Here is a 19,957-nt window from a genome sequence, read left to right on the forward strand (position 1 = left end):
TCGGTTTGAACAAAGTATAGCATTTCTAATCACAGGATTAAAAAAATACGCTTAAGATGCCTCCACGAAGTTCTACAGATTCAATTTACATATTCGATGATTTTTAATAAAACTCCACCTAAAAGTAAGAGAAGGTATGAAACCGATAAAATAAGAAAGTAAATTCGCCATGTTTTCCTTAGCATCCGTACAATGCGAAATTCTTTAACTTTAATCCTTTCAACAATTGTATAGATGATTGCAATCATGATTGCAATCCCAGCTATATAGACAACTGTCCCCTCACCGAATATCGTATATGCCACGATGGAAACCGAAATGAACAACAAAGGTGTTGTTACATCAGCCGCAAGTCCAATGACCGATGCAGGTGCTTGCCCCCTTATCCTCATTAAGATAAGGAAAGATATTGTCACAATGAACGGACACAAAATGATAATCCCAAATAAAACAACGATCGCCCCATTCATAATCCTACTCCTTTTCCATCAAGGGCATAGAGCATTGTCTCAAGTGTTGTTAGGAGTGGTAACGATTTTTCTCTCCCGTTCGCTTTTCGAATGATGGCGCTAACAATCGTTTCTATTTCCATCGGACGGCCTGCTAATCGATCTGCCAACATCGATGATTGATTACACGCAGTCCTCCTACATACGTCTTCCACTGCCTCATAGGGAAGTGATGACCGTATTTCCGGAAAAGCCGCCGTGAGTTCATCATACAAACAATTGAAAAGCAGGAGACAATACTCATCTGTCAATAGATCTCCATTTTTAATTCCAAGAATAGCAGTCAATGGATTAATCATGCAATTGATGAGCACTTTCCTCATAAGAATCTGTTCTGAATCAGAATGGAATGTAATTGGAAACGACTTCGAATTCGCTTGTCCGATGCGTTCGAACAACCTTCCATCTCCTCGTGCAGCCGCAATTGTAATCATCCCTACCCCGTTATGCTTGACTGTACGATCATCTATCCTTTGTGCCCCGTGTTCTACCGTTGCGAAAGCGATGTCTAGTAATGTCGTTCCATGGACAAGTTCTATATGACCAATTCCATTTTGAACAAATAAGACAGGATGAGTTTCATGCACTTTTTTCATATCTGAAAGGAGTTCACGTAATCCTGCATATTTGACTGCCGCAATCCAAAGGGCTTCAAGAGACGTATCTTCTATTTTTGTTGTCGCATTCGCATAGAATACGCCCTCTGAGCCGTCTTGATTAATGCGGCAAACGCCCTCTACGTGAAGCAGTTCCGCTTGTTCTTCCCTTCTAACATAAAAAGTCACATTCATCCCCACCTCCGACAAGTATGACCCAATTAGCAAACCGATTGAACCAGCCCCAGCAATGACTACCTCCATACATATCCCCTTCTCCCAATCCAAAAAGCCCACTTAAGTGGACCTTTTGGTCATTGACATGATTATACAGGATAGACCGGATGTTTTCTTGGTGGTTGCGGAATATCTTTTGTACTATAGAAACGGAAACGTTCCGCCAGGACTCCCCTCAAACTAGACGGTGCTACTATTTCATCGATAATAAGTTCAGATGCCAACTTATAAATGTCAATCTGTTCTTTATATTCCTTATGTTTTTCCATTACAAACGCCAGCTTTTCTTTTGGATCTTGAATCGCTTCTATTTTATTCGAATAGACGGCATTTACCGCAGCTTCCGGTCCCATAACCGCAATTTGTGCAGTTGGTAATGCAATACAGACATCTGGTTCAAATGCCGGTCCAGCCATTGCGTAAAGACCTGCACCATATGCCTTACGAACAACAACAGAAATTTTCGGCACAGTCGCGGAACTCATCGCCATAATTAGTTTCGCACCGTGGCGGATGATGCCTGCACGTTCCACTTTCGTTCCAATCATGAAGCCCGGTACATCCGCAAGGAATAACAGAGGAATTGAGAACGCGTCACAAAGATTGATGAATTTTGTCGCTTTGTCTGCCGAATCGACAAACAAAACGCCACCTTTCGCTTTCGGCTGATTAGCGATGATGCCGACAGGCTGCCCTTCGATTCGTGCTAGTCCCGTGATAATTTCTGTTGCGAATAATTTCTTGATGTCGAAAAAACTATCTTCATCAATCAATGCATCAATTGCTTCATACATATCGAATGGTGCGTTTTGATTTTCAGGAATGATTGCTTCAAGCGTACGTCCAGCTTTCGCCTCAACTTTTTCTTTCAATGCAGGTTTTTCCGTGAAGTTCGCTGGAAAATACGCGAGATAACGGCGCGCTTCCGCAATGGCCTCTTGCTCATTTACCGCAAGTACATCGCCACAACCACTGACTGAACAGTGCATATGAGCGCCACCCATTTCTTCAAGTGTCACTTTTTCCCCAATCACTTTTTCAGCCATACGTGGTGAACCCAGATACATGGATGCATTCCCATCAACCATGATGACAATATCACAAAAGGCTGGTATATATGCACCACCCGCAGCAGAAGGACCGAAAAGAATACAGATTTGCGGGATGAAACCAGATAACCTTACCTGATTATGGAATATTTTTCCTGCCCCGCGTCGATTCGGGAACATGGCTAGCTGATCTGTAATACGAGCACCCGCCGAATCAACGAGATACAACATTGGTACACGATTCTTTTCAGCGATTTCCTGGATACGGATTATTTTCTCGACCGTTCGGGCTCCCCAAGAACCCGCTTTAACGGTCGAATCATTCGCCATGACACAAACAGTTTGGCCGTTCACTTTCCCCATCGCAGTGACAACGCCATCTGCTGGCAAATCCCCCGCTTCACAGTTCGCAAACCTACCGTCTTCCGTGTATTCTCCATCGTCAAATAACAGTTGGAGTCGATCACGGACAAATAGCTTACTTTGTTCTTTCTGTTTTTCGTGATATTTTGGATGTCCACCTGCAAAGATTTCCTGCAATTTTGTTTCCAGCTTTTCATTATAAGTCATTTGTTCAGTTTTATTAGTCATTCAAATACCCCTTTCATTGACCCGTTCAATTCCCCATTAAGCCTCGATTATTACTAGGTCATCCTCTTCATTGACGAAATCGCCGACTGCTACGTTAATGGCTGATACTTTCCCAGCCGTTTCCGCTTCAATCGGTATCTCCATCTTCATGGATTCGAGCACTATGACGACTTGCCCTACTACCACTTCTTCTCCTTCTGTTACATTTACCGTGAATACTGTACCCGCCATTGTTGATTTTACTGGTGTCATTTTTCCACACTCTCCTTTTGTTTTTCCAACCAAATTGGTAATACTGCCGTTGTATAGTCACCTATAGTGAACGTTTCAGAACTTAGAAATTTATTGAATAGTGGTAGGTTTGTTTTCAGACCATCGATTTCAACTTTTGAAAGGAATGCCTTCGATTGTTGGATTGCTGCTTCTCTGGTCGCTGCGTGGACAATCACTTTAGAAATTAGCGGATCATAAAACGGCGTCACTTTCCCACCTTCAACATAGCCCGTATCGATACGGACCCCATCCGTATTCCCCCAGTCTAGTTTCACGATTGTTCCCGGTGAAGGCATGAATGTGACCGGATGTTCTGCATAAATACGGAATTCAATTGCGTGGCCACTTAACTTGATATCTTCCTGATTCTTCACTGGAAGTTCCTTACCATCCGCAACTTCGATTTGCCATTCCACCAAATCGTACCCCGTTACTTCTTCCGTCACTGGATGTTCGACTTGAAGTCTTGTGTTCATTTCAAGAAAGTAGAACTCATTGTTTTCATCCACAATGAATTCTACTGTTCCTGCATTCTTATAAGAAACTGCTTTCGCTGCATCGACCGCCGCTTGATGAAGACGCTTTTTTGCTTTTTCTGGTAAATTTGGTGAAGGCGATTCTTCAATCACTTTCTGATTTCGCCTTTGTACCGAGCAGTTTCGTTCGAATAAATGAACTACATTTCCAAAACTATCACCAAAAATTTGAACTTCTATATGGCGCGCATTTGTTATGAATTTTTCAAGGAAAACGACATCATCACCGAAATAAGCTTTTGCACGCGTTTTGACGGATTGAAAATGTTGACTGAGTGCTTGCTCATTATCACAACGCACCATACCAATCCCGCCGCCCCCAGCACTCGCCTTCAACATAATCGGATAGCCAATTTCAGTCGCCTCAAGTATCGCTTCCTCCAAAGATGCAATTCCTTCATCAGTACCCGAAACCACCGGCACCCCTGCCGCTTGCATCGTCACACGTGAAGCAATCTTATCCCCCATCTTAACAATAGTGTCCGCTTCCGGTCCGATGAATCGAATTCCCGCTGCTTGTATTTTTCGAGCAAAATCCGCATTTTCCGACAGCAACCCGTAGCCAGGATGTATTGCGTCTGCACCGGTACGAATCGCTATGTCTATAATAGCGTCTGCTTTTAAATAGGATTGTTGGACCTGTGCAGGTCCAAGCAGGAACGCTTCGTCCGCTTCTTTCACGAATGGCATATCCACATCCGCTTCCGAATAGACCGCGACAGTCCCTATTCCGAGGCGTTTACAAGTCTTCATAATTCTAAGAGCGATTTCCCCACGATTCGCTATCACTATTTTATCCATCGTAATCCCCCTAAATGTTTGATTGTGAACTTTCCCTTCCCCTTTTAGTTTAAACGATAAATGAAACCGTTTTCAACCTTTGTATGGAAAAAAATTTTAACTTCTTTTCGATAAGAACCGTTCGACCACTTCATGATGTGCTTCTTGTTCCCAAAGACGTGCACATTGACGCGATTCCTCAAGCATCCGGTCGCGCATGAAATCGGCTGTCCATTTGCGGATAGCGATTGTCTTGTAAGCCCTATGAACCGATGGATGGATGCGAGACATTTTGGATAGAAATCGCTCAAGACCTTGTTCAGCAGTGCCATCATAAATTTCTGTTGCCCATTCAACTTCGAGCAATTTCTCCGCCGTATGCACTTCGGCTTCAGAAAGAAAGCGAAATACCCGGTCATGCTTTCCGTGTTTTTCAAACAGCAGGGTAGCTCCACCCCAACCAGTCGTAATCGCAAGTGTCGCTTGGATGAATCCTGCATTCGCTTGGTCCGAAATAACACGATAATCACAAGCAGTTGCAATCTCACATCCACCACCCACAGCTATCCCATTTACTAAGGCTATCGTAGGCATCGGCAGGGTTGCCAACCTGTACAAAAGACCCGACATTTTGCTTAACATTGGTAAAGCCTCATCCGCTGTACGCATACTATGGAATTCGGATAAATCCCCCCCAGCACAGAAGGCACGATTACCTGCACCCGTAATAACCGTATATGCAACATCTAGATTATCTTCGACTTGGTCAAGAAATTCTGCAAGTCCATCCATGACGGCATCATTGACTGCATTCATTCTCTCAGGGCGATCAATTGTGAATATCGCAATCCCGTTTTTGATTTCAATGATATGTGACATACCATTCACTCCTTATGTATATACGTATAGAAAAAGGCTACCGGGAGCCATGGTCTCGCGGTAGCCTTACATGAGGTTATTCAAAAAGATGGAAAACCTTCTTTTCAAACGCTCAATTCATAGGCAAATCATGTTTATTCGCCTATAACTTCTTTTCCTTTGTAATGTCCGCATGCTTTACAAATGCGGTGGGCCAACTTGATTTCGCCACAGTTAGTACAAGTAGTCATTCCCGGTACTTGCAATTTATAATGCGTACGGCGCTTGTTTTTAACTGTTTTGGATGTTCTTCTTTTTGGTACAGCCATCTGGGGCACCTCCTTACGTTCGCCTATTCGTCCTTGGATTCAAAAAACTTTGCCAAATCGGCAAGTCTTGGATCCACTGTCGTTTCCCGTTCCTCACGAAGCCGGGCATTGTATTCCTCGTCGGTCGCATATGACCAACCTTTTCCTTCAGCCTGCTTCATTTCATCAGCATTTTCGCTAAAAATCTGAAGCGGCACTTCAAGGAGGACGAGCTCCTCAAAGACAGGGGTTGGATCGATTATCTCTCCCACAACAGGGCGGATTTCGTCGTCGGTCGCAAGAACCTCTTCATCCCAACTGAATTGTTCATCAGATTCGATGGAAAAAGGCAATTGGACGTCCTCCCATGTACGGGAACAAGGCAGGGTCAGTATACCTTCAAGCCGGAATCGGCACGTTAATGTCTTCGAGCCGATTGTACAACTTCCGGTCACTTGGACAGGCGTAATATTCCGGATTTCCGGATTCCGTTTTTTAACGGATTCAAGGTCGACAGCTTCGTCAAGCGGCATCGCACCTTGCCTGTATCTCTGCAATTGATGGATGGACCATTTCATGTCTATCACCTCAAGACAACAATGTTGATTATATAATGGGCGAAAAGGGATGTCAAGATATTTTCTTGTCACTCTAGATGCGGCATAGGATATAATCTATTTACATTATAGCAAAGGAGTGACGGCTTTGAAAGCGGTAGGGATAATCGTCGAATATAATCCATTTCACAACGGCCATCTATACCATGCATTACAAGCAAAGCATACGACGCAAGCAGATGTCATAATCGCCGTCATGAGTGGGAATTTCCTACAACGTGGCGAACCCGCCTTCGTCAATAAATGGAGTCGGGCAAGAATGGCCTTAGAAAGCGCTGTTGACATCGTTTTCGAACTCCCTTACGCATTTGCAACAGCGAATGCACCGAATTTCGCGCAAGGGGCCATTCGATTGCTAGATGCGGCCCATTGCAGCACATTTTGTTTCGGGAGCGAAGACGGTAATCTCGAACCGTTCAAAAGGAGCCTCCACCTTATCCAACAGGCAGGAGATGTATATGAGGAAATCGTAAAAGAAGCTGTCGGACGTGGTCTAAGCTACCCAAAAGCCTTGAATGAGGCCTATTTGTCAACAGTAGATTCCGCAAATACGAAGGGCAGTATTGCCGATCTTTCCATGCCAAATAATATTTTAGGATTCCACTACATGGAAGCAGCACAGAAAATCGGTTCTACTATAGAACCCGTCACAATCCCACGTATTGTCGCACGTTATCATGATGACGTAGTAGAGGGAAACCGAATTGCCAGCGCGACCGGTATCAGGAAATCTTTTTTCGAATCGGATGCACTCAATACTGTTGCAAGCTTCATCCCCGATTCAACACGGGAAATTCTCCTTCAATGGCAATCGGAACGGCAATCATTCGGAAGCTGGGCTACATTCTATCCCCAACTTCGTTTCATAATCCTGAGAGATGGTCCCGAACGACTGCGATCAATCGCCGATATCACAGAGGGAATCGAGAATTTATTTTACCGAGCGGCTGCCAACAACGGAACGTTCGAAAGTTTCATGCGCGAGGTGAAATCTAAAAGATATACATGGACGCGCATTCAGCGAATGCTCACACATATTTTCACCGGCTTCACGTATGATAAGCGTAACTGCATGACAACGCCATCTTATTTACGTCTACTTGGTATGTCGCAGGCAGGAAAAAATTATTTGAACGAAAATAAAAAAAGGCTGAAGCTGCCTCTTGTAAGCAAAGCAGCCGCCTTTTCGGATCCTTCTCTAGAGATGGATATTCTTGCATCAGATTTGTATGCACTCGGCATCGGGAATGAGGCCTTCCGTTCCCAGATTGGAACCGATTACGATACACCACCGATTATCATTAAATGACGACAATTATCACTTTTCTTTCAACGTTGCCAAATAGTCAAGTGCATCATCAACCGTCTTCACAGGCACGATTTTCATTGTCGTGTCTATTTTTTTCGCCATTTTCACCGCTTCTTCATAGTTTGTTAAAATACCCGGGTTCGCTGCCCGCACTTCATCAGGCAAGTCGTCATCAGGTGCAAAGAAAATTTCCACTCCCTCGCGTGAAGCAGCAATCACTTTGAAGTCAGCTCCTCCGATCCGTCCAACAGTCCCATCTTCCAACATTTCTCCAGTTCCGGCTATGTTATACCCTTTAGAAATATCTTCATCAAGCAACTGGTTCATAATTTCAAGCGTAAACATCAGACCCGCAGAAGGCCCTCCTATATCAGACAATTTAAAATCTACTTCAGGCTTCGTTATGAGTGTTTTATCCTCTTCAAATCGGACACCTAGTCCTGCACGTCCATCACTATCCGGAATTTCTTTCAAAGTTAGTCTAACATCAAGCGACTTATCGTCCCTTTCCAATGAAATTTCCACATCATCCCCTACCTTTTTATCGCCGATGAGGGTATAGAACTGACCGGATTTTTTGAGAGGCACTCCGTCAATCGATCGAATTTTATCCCCGACTTCCAATTTGCCGTCCGCAGCTCCTCCTTCAAGAACCATCATGACAAAGACTCCGTCAAATTGGATATCAACAGGAATCCCTACTTTATCAAAAGCAACTGTAATCGCACTGAACTGTGAACCTGTCATGAGTTTCTTTTGACGGACATTGTACTCTTTATCATCTTCCCCTGGCCTCCTTACATTACCCACTGGAAGAATTTTCTTCTCATCGGATAACTTTGCAAAAATATACGATAACGGCGTCGCTTTTGCAACAGAAACCGTCATGAGACTGAATGCGCCATTATCATCCTGATCTCCACCAATCACTGTGACGAGTGGTGCGAGATTATAAGCGCCTCCCGGTTTAGATACATAGGCATCTATCGGGTAAAGAACCAGAATGGCCATAACAACGAGTACAATGCCAATCACGCCAAGTTGTTTCTTTTTCATATTTGATGCACCTCCGTTAATAGCCTGTACTTTCTTTACATAGTATATAAGTGTAGCACCGAAGAAAATGACTGACAAAGGATTCCCTGTCTTTTTATTTTCCCGGAGTCAAATCACGAGAGGAGTCGAGCCCGTGGATAATACAATGTATGCACGCCTTTTTCACATGATAAATATTGCAGTTATTTGGGGACTCATCATTTTATTCATCTTGAAACCAGGCGTTGCGCATGCGGGAGCGGTAGCTGGAGCGCAATTATTCATCCATGCATTACTCCCTTATTTACTACCCTACATTATTTTGACACAATGGCTCTTAAAAATACCCAATCACACACAAAACATTCCGAAATGGCGACGATTCATGAAAGCCTACGTACTTGGATCTTTCGGCGGATTTCCTGTCGGTGCTGTTACAGTAACAGCAATGACGAAAAATGGCGAACTCGCACGGAAGCACAGCGGCTTGCTCCTAGCAGCTTGCCATGCACCAGGACCGATGTTCATCATCGGCTTTGTTGGAACAGAAATTTTCGGTAACATCGAAACAGGTTGGAAATTGCTTGCAGCCATCCACATTGCTAATATTCTTTTTTTTCTTATCGCAATCCTATTCCTCTATCGTAAACAGGAGATGGACAATATTCCTTCTCGATTTATCCAAACAACTATAGAAATGCCGCTTCTTGAAGCGCTTAAAGAAAGCTCAACGGTAATCATACTTGTTGCAACCACCGTCATATTCTTTTCATCTCTCGGAACAGTGCTGTCAAATGGTATTACTTCCGCCTTCACGGTGGACATGGGCATTTCAAAAACTCTTGCATTATCTTTTTTTGAGATGACGTCAGGTGTTCAATCGGCAACGGACCATTTTTTGGACCTATCCATCTTCCCCATCCTTATCGCTATAATCATTTCCATGAACGGCCTTAGTATTCATATGCAAGTCTTCGTCATAGCGAAATCATGTGGAATTCCAATGACTCCCTATTTTGTCGGTCGTATATGGAGCATCATTTTCGTTCCAATCATCTTTTATTTCATTTTGTAAAATAAAAATGGTTATGATGAAAATCTAGTTTCATCATAACCATCGAACAAACGTTAAACATTAAATTTTTGTTTTAGTGCCTCTTCAACTTGTAGTGGGACAAGACCTGAAATTTCACCGCCATACTTCGCCACTTCTTTGACTATACTAGAACTGAGGAACGAATATTGATTGTTCGTCATGATAAAGAACGTTTCAATGCTCTCGTCAAGAAATCGGTTCATAGACGTGATTTGCATTTCGTATTCAAAATCAGAAACAGCCCGCAGTCCCCGAACAATCACGGAGGCATCGACACTTTTAGCATAATCAATCAATAACCCCGATGATGATTCAACCTTTACGTTCGGAAATGGAGAGCTAGCTCCCTCGATGAGTGTCATTCTCTCTTCGACTGTAAATAGTGGATTCTTCGATGAATTAACCATGACGACTACCTTCACTTGTCCAAAAACACTGGATGCCCTTTTAATAATATCAAGATGGCCGTTTGTCAACGGATCGAAACTTCCTGGTACGACTGCAATTTTAGACAATAGTGAAACCTCATTTCTCATAAATGGATATTGCGCTATTTCCGTAAACCGCGTTTTTTATTTTATTGAAAGGACCATAAGAAGCTGGCAATTCTAATTGTTTCTCATGCTCACACACGATGACAGCCCCTTCAGAAAGTAGGTTTGCTTCGGAAAAATCCTGTGCAAGATGATAAAATCTCGTCTCTGCGTACGGGGGATCAATAAAAAGTAAATCTGCTTTCTTACCACTTATTTGCAGGATTTTCACTGCATTCCGTGCATCTGTCCGCTCAATATGTAATTCTTCCGTGAACTTACATTTTTCCGCATTTGCTTGAATGATAGCACAAGCTTTCATGTTCTTTTCGAATATGAACGCCTCATCCGCACCTCTTGATAGAGCTTCAATCGAAAGGGACCCGCTCCCCCCAAATAATTCAACCACAACCCCACCGTCAAAATAAGGGCCAATTATATTGAACACGGATTCCTTCACTTTATCAGTTGTTGGGCGAGTATCCGAACCTAACAATGACTTCAATGGGATTCCTCTTCTTGATCCTGCAACAACCCTCAATGGCCAGCCTCCTCAATCAATGTCGAAATTGGTACAATATCAATTGTATCGGCTGTCTTTTCAATGCCCAACAGAAACAATCGCTTAAACGAATTCTCTTCGAAATAGTAGTCACCGCCCAGAACTTCGAAGGGAATCGTCACAATATCATATTTTTGTTCATTATAAACATAGAAATGCTCTTTCTCCGGAAATCGATACTTCCTATTACTGTTTTCAATGTACATAGATTCGTTATTCGACGTTACAGAAAATCCGATTTGACTCAAAATCATTCTAGCTGGATAAAGCGTTTTGCCATCCTTTAGAATGACTTTTAAATTTGGATTGTCTTTCCCATCTACCTTAACTTCCCTGGAATCTTCAAAAAGGAATGGATAGATGGCGGGATCTTCCTGGACATTTTTGGTGAAAAAAGAAGTATTGAAACCTGTCACTTTATCAATCAGACCATCTAAAACAGTTGCGTCAATCCATTTTCCTTCCATATTAATTAAAAATTCCCTGAATTGTTCAAGTTCTTCTTTAGTAATCGATGCGATGAGCATATTATAAGCTTGTCGGGACTTTTTCACCCCAACCGGTTTATGTCCAACTATAGACGCCATCACTTCGATTATCATCCGTTCATCTGATGGAATTGAAAAGCGTGAAACTATACGATTCGTTAAAAAGATGTCCGTCATCTTACCTACATTCGTATTATCCGAAACGATGAACCTAGAAGAATGAACAGCAGGTACACTACTGTCGATTACGACTATCGAATGATCTGCATCAATGTCTTTAAGTGCATTTTCTACTTCCACAAATTTGTCGACATCATTATTTGTTCCATAAACGGATAGTCTCTCTCCACTTACAAGGATTGGTAAACTGTTTTGTTGCCAATATAGATCCGTGACCTTTCCCGAACCGCGGAACAATGTATAATCGGTAAGTTCCAGCTTTTTAAAACCAATCTGTTTCAGACCGGTCACCCAAACTCCACCAATTGCGGTTTCATCAGACAGATGCAATTGTGTAGACGTAACCGAAGAATCGCGAATAGTTACAAATGATTCTTTGAATAAAGCTGACAGTTTCATCGGACCACTTTTTGGTATTTCGTATGAAATGGATTGTTGACCATTAACTCCTTCAATAAAAACCGCACCATTCTTGTCTAATCGATCGCAAGATGTGACACTTGCAAGATAACACGCTCTTTCAATGCTTGACTCGGGCCAGCTGATTTCATGCCGCCCTTTCGATAGACCGCTGAAATGATGACGGATATAGAGTGCATCCGGACGGTTCGTCACTTCAATTTCCTGTGAGTATATCATCGAATTCGTTTCATTCGCCGACACGTCTGCTGACTGTCTATAATGCATATAAATAAGGAATCCATTTATGAAAAGTAAAAAGACAACTACCCTTTTGAGAAATTGCAATTCTTACACCCCATCACATGGTATGATAAAGCCAATAAAAACGTATTTAGAAAGGTTGTGTTTATGTATGATATTACATCAACGATTTATTGAACTAGGTGAAGGATTTGGAGATATTTTCGAATTATGCGAACTAATAAGTACGAATAGCAATCGCCTACATAAGACATTCATCTTATCCTCTGTAACTCCAGCGGGACTTGCATTATCGTTTGCTGCCGCCTTCGAACCCGCAAATGACAGCAACTTTATGCCGATTTATATTTGCAGGGAAGGAATCCTTCAACAAGGTAGCGACAAATCTAAACGTAGGATGCTTTTTGAAGAGACCGCTGAAAAAACCGGTAGCATCCCAGTCTATATAGAGCTTAAAAACTCTTCCGAATTCGCTGAACGAGACCTCTTTTATCACTATGTGACAGGTATCCTAAGACTGAATCATTTGTTACCACCATTACGTTAAATTTTATAATCCAGTTTTATAATCATACTCTTTTGCTTTATCTGGCTTGGCATTTTCATATTCAGTTTTCACAAATGGCCGATAAGAAGGCAGAACTTTTTTCACAGCAGGAAGTCGTTCAATCTTTCCCATGACCGTGTCGATATCCTCTTTATCACAATAAAGGATAACATATTTCATTTTTCGTGATATATAATGAACATGTCCATATTTCCGGAATGATTTTGCCTGTTTCAAATGATGGAGATAGACAATAACTCCTTGTCGATTGATCATAGACTTCCCCTCTTTTCCTACCCCATACAATACCATAGGTACGAAAAGGGCTGCAACCGAACATAGCTGACAACTTCAATCTTTTACCTTATAATGAGAAAAGTAATAACTAATGAGGAGGTTCCTTAATGGGAAGAAAAACAAAAGTAGCCCTCACAGTCGGTGTTGCAGGCGTAGCTGCCTGGGCAACTTCCAAATTTGTCGCAAAACCAATGCCACGTGAAAGTAAAAAAGCGCTTGACTTCAACAAACCGATTATTCTCGCTCATCGGGGAGGACTTGCAGAAGCGCCCGAAAATACGAAGGCCGCATTTTCAAAATCGGCTGAACTTGGTGTGCACGGTTTCGCAATTGATATCCGACTAACGCAAGATGAAGAAATCATTGTCTTCCACGATGAGTATGTGGACCGAACGACTGATTTCTCCGGAAGAATTGCAGATTATTCACTTATCGAACTAAAAAAGGCAGATGCAGGCTATGCATTTAAAAACGAACAAGGTGAACACCCTTACCGCGGCAAAGGCGAACAGATTCTTACCCTCCGCGAATTATTAGAGAACTTCCCTCACCTGTTAATAGCCATCAATCTAAAGGACTCCCCTGATACATATGAAGGTAGCTTAATGCCCTCTAAACTTTGGAGACTTTTGGAAGAGCTTGGAGCCGAAGATCGGGTCGTCGTGACAAGTCAATATGATGAGCAGACGGATCGGTTCAATTTATACGCACAAAACCGGATTGCGACGGGTGCCGGTAGTGATGAGGTGAAAAAAGCATATGCAGCTTTCACAAGTAAGTTAGGTCATCTCTATAGCCCGCGTGCAGATTTGTTCAGGATCACTAAAAAACTCGGTGTCTTTCCACTTGGAACTAAAAGTTTTATTCACTTCCTCACACAGTTAAATATTCCTACTTATTTCGAAAACGTCAATGACAAAGAATCATTCATCAAACTTTTGAATTTAGGCGCAGCGGGTTTTATCACAGATTGCCCGACTCCTGCAATGGAAGTTGTACAAGAAAGTATAGATGAATAACGAAAAACAGGTTGCAACACATGTCGATTTTCCAACATGTATGCAACCTGTTTTTCAATAGCAAGACATTTAACGCCATAGTATGTTGAAATAAAGAATTCCATTGAATCTGCTACGGCTACCCCTTGGAAGGTGCCTTCGCTGTATTCATACGTTCAACATTATAGTAATATATTTCACTTTACGCAGAACATGAGCAACCCCCACCTGTGCCACAACCAGTTGCACAGGATGAATCAGAAACAAATACGCTTCCTGCTGGAACCTTCACTGCATCTGATACAGATTTTGCAAGGAGTGAGCCAATTCCATCTAATATAGATTGGACATCGTTCTCGGCTACCCGAAGTGTTGCAATCTGTTCATTAAGGTCAAGCGCACGTTTTTGCACGCGAATACTTTTCATTACTCTATTATAATCCGGATGATATTTTCCGAACCGTTGGACTTCCTCATAACGTTCCTTCATTTCCGTAAACCCTTTAATGGATATAGCCAATTCGGCGTCCGAATAAACTTCGTCATAGGCTCTGCGGTATTGGGCTACCGCTTCCGAAGAAAACAGCATTGCAGTTAGTTCTTCCGCATTTTCAATGATGTTGATCCATTCATCGGTCATCATCATGGACTCATCCCTCCAATCCCCCCCTATCATACCAGATGAGCCTGTTTGTATGCACCTATTCCTTTTCATATTTTAAATCCAATACTGTTTTTTCAAGGAGTGCATGTTCCGCTTCTTTATAATCAGAAAATGGGAACAGTCCATTCGCCGTATGCTGTGTCTTTTCGTGGCCCTTTCCAGCTATCAGGACAATGTCACCCGGTGCTGCACTAAAAATTGCTTTTCGGATCGCATTTTTTCGATCAAGTATCGCTTCGACGACTGAACAATCGCCACCAAAACCTTTCATAATATCCTCTATGATTGCTAACGGTTTTTCACTCCTGGGATTATCTGATGTTACAATGACAGATGATGAATAAAGGACAGCGAGCTCTCCCATTTCTGATCTCTTTCCCCTATCACGTTCACCTCCACATCCAAAAACTGTGATTAGCCTCCCATAACAAAAATTGGAAAGCGTATGCAACACCGCCTGAAGAGCGTCAGGTGTGTGTGCATAATCTACGAAAACCTTCACGCCATCTCGCTCCAATTGTTGCAATCTGCCTTCAGGTAATTTTAACGTACTTGTATATTGAAAGATTTCATCCATAGGATAGCCAAGGACGATTAATGCTGTAACCGCCGCCATAGCATTCATCTTGTTATAATGACCCAAAACAGTAAGCTCCAACCTCTCGTCAGAAACATGAAAACCTGCCGACGAATCCTGCCCAAAATAAACCAACCGGACCAATGCGTTTTCTACCAATTGTACACATTGTTCATCATCCAAGTTGACAATAATTGTCTTCGCCATCTGTACAAGCTGCTTTTTAGCATTCAGATAGGCCCTCTTTCCACCGTGTTCATCGTAATGATCATTCCCGATATTCAATACTATACCAATATCAATTTCACAATGATCCAGACGATTCCTGGATAATCCAAGAGAAGATGCTTCGAGAACAACATGAGTGACGCCTTCTTCTTCACATATCCCCAATAAAGGATGCAGATATTCGGGAGGCAGCGTTGTCATATGTGGTATCTCACATTTTGTTTTTACGCTATCGATAAAAAAGCCCGTCGTTCCGATAACAGCTGCTCGAACCCCTACTCTCTTCAGTAATTGACCGATGAAATGGGTCACTGTCGTTTTTCCGTTTGTTCCGGTCACCGCTATCACTTTCAATCTTTTTGAAGGATTACCTGCAAGCCGGGCACTTGCATAGGAAAGAAATTTTCTGCACTCAGGTACGATAACGACCGGCACGTCCGCCGGAAAAACAGTCAAATCCATTCTATCAATAATTACGACCGAAGCACCGCGTCCTATCGCTTCTTCAATATAGAATGTCCCGTCGTCATGAGTCCCCTTCCTCGCTACAAAAATGAAACCCTCTTTCACCTTTGATGAATTTTCAGTGATCCCCATTACAGGGGTCCTGAATTCACCTCCGCTTACTGTACACGGCCAGTCTTTCAATAGCTCCATTAAAAGCAGCATACTTCTCCCCTTCCCGAACATTTTCTGTAAAAAAGAATATATTGAGAACGAACATACTTTATCGTATGAAAACAATGCAATGAACGTCACGAAGAAAGTTGGGAGAGTTTATGATTATCCAAAAGTTCGGTGGAGTCGCAATGAAAGATGAACAGATGAGATTGAAATGTATCAACCATATAAATGATGGATTAAAAGAATATGATAGAATTGTCATAGTCGTTTCTGCAATCGGTCGTTTTGGAGATCCTTATTCAACGGATAGCCTATTAAACCTTACCGATGCCTTCGCCTCTTCGACAGCAGCAAGCGATCTTGCAGTGTCTTGTGGAGAACTTATTTCGGCAGCTGTACTGTCAGCAGAATTGGCCCGTGCAGGTGTGGCAAACATGATTCTTCACGGTATCCAGGCAGGAATCACGACGGCTGGGGAATTCGGAGATGGAACTATTGCTCATATAAATACTACACCCATTCTCAATAGTTTTGAAAGTACACGCTGTGTTATCATCCCCGGTTTTCAAGGGGTGGATGATAATAACAATGTAATGACACTTGGAAGGGGGGGGAGTGACCTGACTGCCATCGCACTAGCAGCAGCTCTTCACGCTTCACATGTAGAGTTTTTTAAAGATGTACCTGGCGTCATGACAAATGATCCACACCTAGTAGAAAATTGTCACAAACTAGATTTACTAAAGTTAGACGATTTCATCCACCTTCTTGATTGTGATAGACCCATCATTCAAAAACGGGCTGCTCTACACGCCATTAAAAAAGCAATCCCTCTCTATATTAGAGGAATTGCTAGTACAGAGTCCGGAACATGGATTACCCCATGAACAGACTACATTTTCATTGGTGTCCGTTTTCTTCCGCAGTCATACGAATCAGATTTTGTGTATAATAGGTGCCATATGCACCTGATCCAAGATGTGTGAAATCCATGTCGAGCAAGACACCCCGGTGTGCTGGTGAATTGAGCCAACCATTAATCGCTTCAATCGCATCCACATAATTGAACGCAATATTTTCCCCTGCCTTACGGTGTTCGATTTCTGCTTCCTTTAACCTGTCAGCAAAATTTCCAGTCACCGGTGAATTATGAGAGAAGTAATTTTCAAGCGCCATATCCTTACTGTGTTTCTGCGCTACTAAACCGAGTCTATAATTATTCATTAATTCGTTTACTCCATGTTTCGTCCTGTATTGATTCGTTAAATCAAAAATTTGACGCTCCATCGCTCTATCCACTTCAATTTGCATTGTAGATGACGGACGGTTAGCAGAAACGATTTCACCCATGTAAGCCATATCATAGGGTTGATGGAGGACAAGTGTAATCGGATCGATAAAACGCACCGCCTCTAGTCCTCCGTTTACACTGTCAATATAAAGCTGAGCATACAGATTTTCGTATTCAATGAGTAGCTTATTTTGCATATCTTCACTATTCAATGTGAATGTGTATATATTATCCCCGATTTGAACACTTACTTCCGATTCAACAATTGTAAATCTATAGATATCTTTTACATTTTGTCCAATTTCAAAAGGTGATACATCTGACGTAATGTCTGCTGAGTAAATTTGGTTTACTTTCTCCTGGGTTACGCCCACCATGAATTGATGGGTTCCTGTATAAATCCACCAATCATAGTTATAACCGGACGGCTCAATTCGATCTGGTTTTCCCATCTCAGCTAGTAAAGTTTCTACATTACTTCCAACAAATTTCGATAAACCTGTTTTGGGTAGTGATCTCTGTGGGATGGTCGTACCTACTCCCTTTCCAGGTACTGGTATAGCCGTGCCATGCTTCACAGGTGATTCAAGAGGTTTATTTTCCTTCACCCGATCATCCATAATGTAAAATAGCACTAGAACAACGATGAGTAAAAAAACTATTTTCAAAAGTACTTTCATATGTCGCCCTACTTTCAAAAGTAATGGGTTTATCTTAGTATTCCCTGTCCCATACTATATTAATGATTCCTTCTTTTCATTATACTTCATCAATATGAAGGGAATGATGATGATTGTCTTTTTCTTCACAAAATTTATTCCATGTCACAATGTTGTCATTGCAACCGTAACTGATTTGCTCTATTATAAATAGGTATAGGGAATTAGCTGAATGATATATGAGGAGGATACAAACTATGTATATTGAAGATACAGGCATCGAAAATATTGTTGCCGACTTATCCTTACTGGATGAACTCATGTTAAAACATGATCTCGTCCGTGCAGGTCAGTGGGATTATGAACGGGTGACATATGATAAGAAATACGTCATCAAAGAAGGTACATACTATCTACGAATATTTGGTTATACAACTGATGGTGATGTGGATACGCGTGACGCAATCATGAACCTCAAAAAACCGGTCCTTGGCAAGTATTACTATCCACATGGGGTCGAATACGGTGAAAGTGAAATCTTCCCGGAAAGTCTTGTGAAAGATTGTGTACTAACGTTAAAAGCGGTAAATGATGCACTACAACCTTATAATCTGAAAAAATAATGGTGTAAGGAATACCGGAGAATATACTATTCCCCGGTGTTTTTATTCCCTCCCAATCTTTGACACGTCTTGCAACTTTCTTTACTATTCAATCGTCACTATTTTGGTTATAATTTAAACAGTGATTAATTTGGGGGAATGACCGTTGTCGAAATGGCTTACTAAACGTAACTTCATCATTACTTTAAGCGTAGTTGTCACAATCTTAATAATCATCTTTATCCTTCCAGTTTCAATACCAATCATATTTGCACTTCTTACATCCCTGCTTATCGATCCGTTGGTCAGGCTAACTGAAAAGAAATTTAAATGGAGTCGGAAACTTTCAGTCATCTCGGTCTACATTTTTATCCTTGCCCTCATAACTTCGGTTTTGTATTATACGGTCACTCGACTTATAGGGAAAATTATTGAGTTCACGAAAGAAGCACCTGAATATTTCAATTCACTGTCTGGTGTATGGATAGATGCTCAAAGTAAATTATTTCAATACACTTCTAGCATGCCTCATGACGTCGTTAAAACTGTCCAAAAAGAATTTGGAACTATATTCGAATCTATGCGTGTGTCGATTTTGAATTTGATGAGTTATGATAAAATTATGGGACTCATGACGGATATTCCGAATTTCTTGGTCAGTCTGATTGTCTATATGATTGCTTTATTCCTCTTTATGCTTGAACTACCCGAACTAAGGAAGACCATGTTCAGACATATGACAACATCAACAGCGGAAAAAGTTCGGTATATGATCACAAAACTCAATTCTGTCTTTTTCGGTTTCATGAAAGCACAACTTCTTGTCAGTTTAATTATTCTCGCTGTCACGTTTGTCGGACTGCTCCTGATTGTACCAGAATATGCGATTGTCATGTCGCTAGTCATTTGGATTATCGATATCATCCCGATTCTCGGGTCTATCATCATCCTCGCACCCTGGTCCCTTTATGAATGGATAAGTGGTGATGTCGCAACAGGTACGAAGTTGGCGATACTAGCTGTTATTCTACTAATCATACGCAGGACAGTAGAACCTAAAGTGATGGGGTCCCATATCGGATTGTCACCACTCCCGACACTGATTGCAATGTTTGTTGGCCTTAAACTTATCGGTTTCCTCGGTTTCTTCATTGGACCACTTGTTGTTATCCTCTTCACAACTGCCCGTGAAGCTGGCATCATCAGAATGAATTTCAGAATATGAAAACACGCTTCCACAAAAATGTGGA

23 protein-coding genes are annotated in these 19,957 nt (G+C 41.9%); 7 read left to right on the plus strand and 16 right to left on the minus strand.

Annotated features, from left to right (window positions below):
• Window positions 1-80 precede the first annotated feature (80 nt).
• The 8 genes from H4683_RS03170 to H4683_RS03205 all read right to left on the minus strand — a co-directional run bounded on the left by H4683_RS03170 (window position 81) and on the right by H4683_RS03205 (window position 6,315).
• Window positions 81-470 (minus strand): DUF3397 family protein, encoded by a 390-nt coding sequence (locus H4683_RS03170; protein ID WP_192597376.1) that lies wholly within the window; start codon window positions 468-470, stop codon window positions 81-83.
• Window positions 467-1,369 (minus strand): 2-dehydropantoate 2-reductase, encoded by a 903-nt coding sequence (locus H4683_RS03175; protein WP_192597377.1) that lies wholly within the window; start codon window positions 1,367-1,369, stop codon window positions 467-469. Before H4683_RS03175 ends, H4683_RS03170 begins: the two co-directional genes overlap by 4 nt.
• 62 nt (window positions 1,370-1,431) lie before the next feature.
• Window positions 1,432-2,982 carry an acyl-CoA carboxylase subunit beta gene (locus H4683_RS03180; RefSeq protein WP_192597378.1) on the minus strand — a complete coding sequence of 517 codons (1,551 nt, stop codon included), beginning with the start codon at window positions 2,980-2,982 and terminating at the stop codon, window positions 1,432-1,434.
• A gap of 36 nt (window positions 2,983-3,018) precedes the next feature.
• A complete protein-coding gene (locus H4683_RS03185) occupies window positions 3,019-3,234 on the minus strand; it encodes a biotin/lipoyl-containing protein (protein ID WP_192597379.1) in 216 nt (71 codons plus the stop codon).
• On the minus strand, window positions 3,231-4,592 hold the full coding sequence (locus H4683_RS03190) for an acetyl-CoA carboxylase biotin carboxylase subunit (RefSeq protein WP_192597380.1): 1,362 nt from the start codon (window positions 4,590-4,592) through the stop codon (window positions 3,231-3,233). The genes H4683_RS03185 and H4683_RS03190 overlap by 4 nt, the downstream gene beginning before the upstream one ends.
• Before the next feature lie 96 nt (window positions 4,593-4,688).
• Window positions 4,689-5,450 carry an enoyl-CoA hydratase/isomerase family protein gene (locus tag H4683_RS03195; protein WP_192597381.1) on the minus strand — a complete coding sequence of 254 codons (762 nt, stop codon included), beginning with the start codon at window positions 5,448-5,450 and terminating at the stop codon, window positions 4,689-4,691.
• Between the two features lie 134 nt (window positions 5,451-5,584).
• Window positions 5,585-5,758, minus strand: coding sequence for a 50S ribosomal protein L32 (gene rpmF, locus H4683_RS03200; protein ID WP_192597382.1), 174 nt, complete (start codon window positions 5,756-5,758; stop codon window positions 5,585-5,587).
• 23 nt (window positions 5,759-5,781) lie between these two features.
• Window positions 5,782-6,315, minus strand: coding sequence for a YceD family protein (locus tag H4683_RS03205; RefSeq protein WP_192597383.1), 534 nt, complete (start codon window positions 6,313-6,315; stop codon window positions 5,782-5,784).
• 118 nt (window positions 6,316-6,433) lie between these two features.
• On the opposite strand from H4683_RS03205, the gene H4683_RS03210 reads away from it, so the two are divergent.
• Entirely contained in the window at window positions 6,434-7,663 is a 1,230-nt protein-coding gene (locus H4683_RS03210; protein ID WP_338062382.1) for a nucleotidyltransferase, read from the plus strand.
• Between the two features lie 9 nt (window positions 7,664-7,672).
• On the opposite strand, the gene H4683_RS03215 is transcribed toward H4683_RS03210, so the two are convergent.
• Window positions 7,673-8,719, minus strand: coding sequence for a SepM family pheromone-processing serine protease (locus H4683_RS03215; protein ID WP_192597385.1), 1,047 nt, complete (start codon window positions 8,717-8,719; stop codon window positions 7,673-7,675).
• A gap of 133 nt (window positions 8,720-8,852) precedes the next feature.
• Between H4683_RS03215 and H4683_RS03220 the strand changes: the two genes are divergently transcribed.
• Window positions 8,853-9,773 carry a hypothetical protein gene (locus H4683_RS03220; protein ID WP_192597386.1) on the plus strand — a complete coding sequence of 307 codons (921 nt, stop codon included), beginning with the start codon at window positions 8,853-8,855 and terminating at the stop codon, window positions 9,771-9,773.
• A gap of 53 nt (window positions 9,774-9,826) precedes the next feature.
• Here the strand turns inward: H4683_RS03220 and coaD are convergent, their stop codons facing one another.
• The 3 genes from coaD to H4683_RS03235 are packed head-to-tail and all read right to left on the minus strand — an operon-like array spanning window position 9,827 to window position 12,304.
• Window positions 9,827-10,309 (minus strand): pantetheine-phosphate adenylyltransferase, encoded by a 483-nt coding sequence (gene coaD / locus H4683_RS03225; RefSeq protein WP_192597387.1) that lies wholly within the window; start codon window positions 10,307-10,309, stop codon window positions 9,827-9,829.
• A gap of 10 nt (window positions 10,310-10,319) precedes the next feature.
• On the minus strand, window positions 10,320-10,868 hold the full coding sequence (gene rsmD, locus H4683_RS03230; RefSeq protein ID WP_192597388.1) for a 16S rRNA (guanine(966)-N(2))-methyltransferase RsmD: 549 nt from the start codon (window positions 10,866-10,868) through the stop codon (window positions 10,320-10,322).
• On the minus strand, window positions 10,865-12,304 hold the full coding sequence (locus H4683_RS03235; protein WP_192597389.1) for a hypothetical protein: 1,440 nt from the start codon (window positions 12,302-12,304) through the stop codon (window positions 10,865-10,867). The genes rsmD and H4683_RS03235 overlap by 4 nt, the downstream gene beginning before the upstream one ends.
• 67 nt (window positions 12,305-12,371) lie before the next feature.
• Between H4683_RS03235 and H4683_RS03240 the strand changes: the two genes are divergently transcribed.
• The gene (locus tag H4683_RS03240) at window positions 12,372-12,767 is read left to right on the plus strand and encodes a DUF7147 family protein (protein WP_192597390.1); all 396 of its coding nucleotides are present in this window, start codon (window positions 12,372-12,374) and stop codon (window positions 12,765-12,767) included.
• 3 nt (window positions 12,768-12,770) lie between these two features.
• Here the strand turns inward: H4683_RS03240 and H4683_RS03245 are convergent, their stop codons facing one another.
• The gene (locus H4683_RS03245; protein WP_192597391.1) at window positions 12,771-13,043 is read right to left on the minus strand and encodes a YlbG family protein; all 273 of its coding nucleotides are present in this window, start codon (window positions 13,041-13,043) and stop codon (window positions 12,771-12,773) included.
• Window positions 13,044-13,171: 128 nt separating this feature from the next.
• Here H4683_RS03245 and H4683_RS03250 point away from each other — a divergent pair, with 128 nt between their 5' ends.
• A complete protein-coding gene (locus tag H4683_RS03250) occupies window positions 13,172-14,083 on the plus strand; it encodes a glycerophosphodiester phosphodiesterase family protein (RefSeq protein WP_192597392.1) in 912 nt (303 codons plus the stop codon).
• A 181-nt stretch (window positions 14,084-14,264) separates the two neighbouring features.
• Here the strand turns inward: H4683_RS03250 and H4683_RS03255 are convergent, their stop codons facing one another.
• Window positions 14,265-14,708, minus strand: a complete 444-nt coding sequence (locus H4683_RS03255) for a YlbF/YmcA family competence regulator (protein WP_192597393.1) — start codon at window positions 14,706-14,708, stop codon at window positions 14,265-14,267.
• 55 nt (window positions 14,709-14,763) lie between these two features.
• A complete protein-coding gene (locus H4683_RS03260) occupies window positions 14,764-16,200 on the minus strand; it encodes a UDP-N-acetylmuramoyl-L-alanyl-D-glutamate--2,6-diaminopimelate ligase (RefSeq protein WP_192597394.1) in 1,437 nt (478 codons plus the stop codon).
• A gap of 110 nt (window positions 16,201-16,310) precedes the next feature.
• Between H4683_RS03260 and H4683_RS03265 the strand changes: the two genes are divergently transcribed.
• Complete coding sequence (locus H4683_RS03265) at window positions 16,311-17,042, plus strand: amino acid kinase family protein (RefSeq protein WP_192597395.1); 732 nt, start codon at window positions 16,311-16,313, stop codon at window positions 17,040-17,042.
• A gap of 13 nt (window positions 17,043-17,055) precedes the next feature.
• Here the strand turns inward: H4683_RS03265 and H4683_RS03270 are convergent, their stop codons facing one another.
• Window positions 17,056-18,126 carry a CAP domain-containing protein gene (locus H4683_RS03270; protein WP_192597396.1) on the minus strand — a complete coding sequence of 357 codons (1,071 nt, stop codon included), beginning with the start codon at window positions 18,124-18,126 and terminating at the stop codon, window positions 17,056-17,058.
• Window positions 18,127-18,362: 236 nt separating this feature from the next.
• On the opposite strand from H4683_RS03270, the gene H4683_RS03275 reads away from it, so the two are divergent.
• Together H4683_RS03275 and ytvI are read left to right on the plus strand one after the other, a co-directional pair.
• Entirely contained in the window at window positions 18,363-18,728 is a 366-nt protein-coding gene (locus H4683_RS03275) for a YugN family protein (RefSeq protein ID WP_192597397.1), read from the plus strand.
• A gap of 145 nt (window positions 18,729-18,873) precedes the next feature.
• Window positions 18,874-19,932 carry a sporulation integral membrane protein YtvI gene (gene ytvI / locus H4683_RS03280; RefSeq protein WP_192597398.1) on the plus strand — a complete coding sequence of 353 codons (1,059 nt, stop codon included), beginning with the start codon at window positions 18,874-18,876 and terminating at the stop codon, window positions 19,930-19,932.
• Window positions 19,933-19,957 lie beyond the last annotated feature (25 nt).

The organism is Sporosarcina limicola, assembly GCF_014873855.1.
GTDB classification, from domain to species: domain Bacteria; phylum Bacillota; class Bacilli; order Bacillales_A; family Planococcaceae; genus Sporosarcina; species Sporosarcina limicola.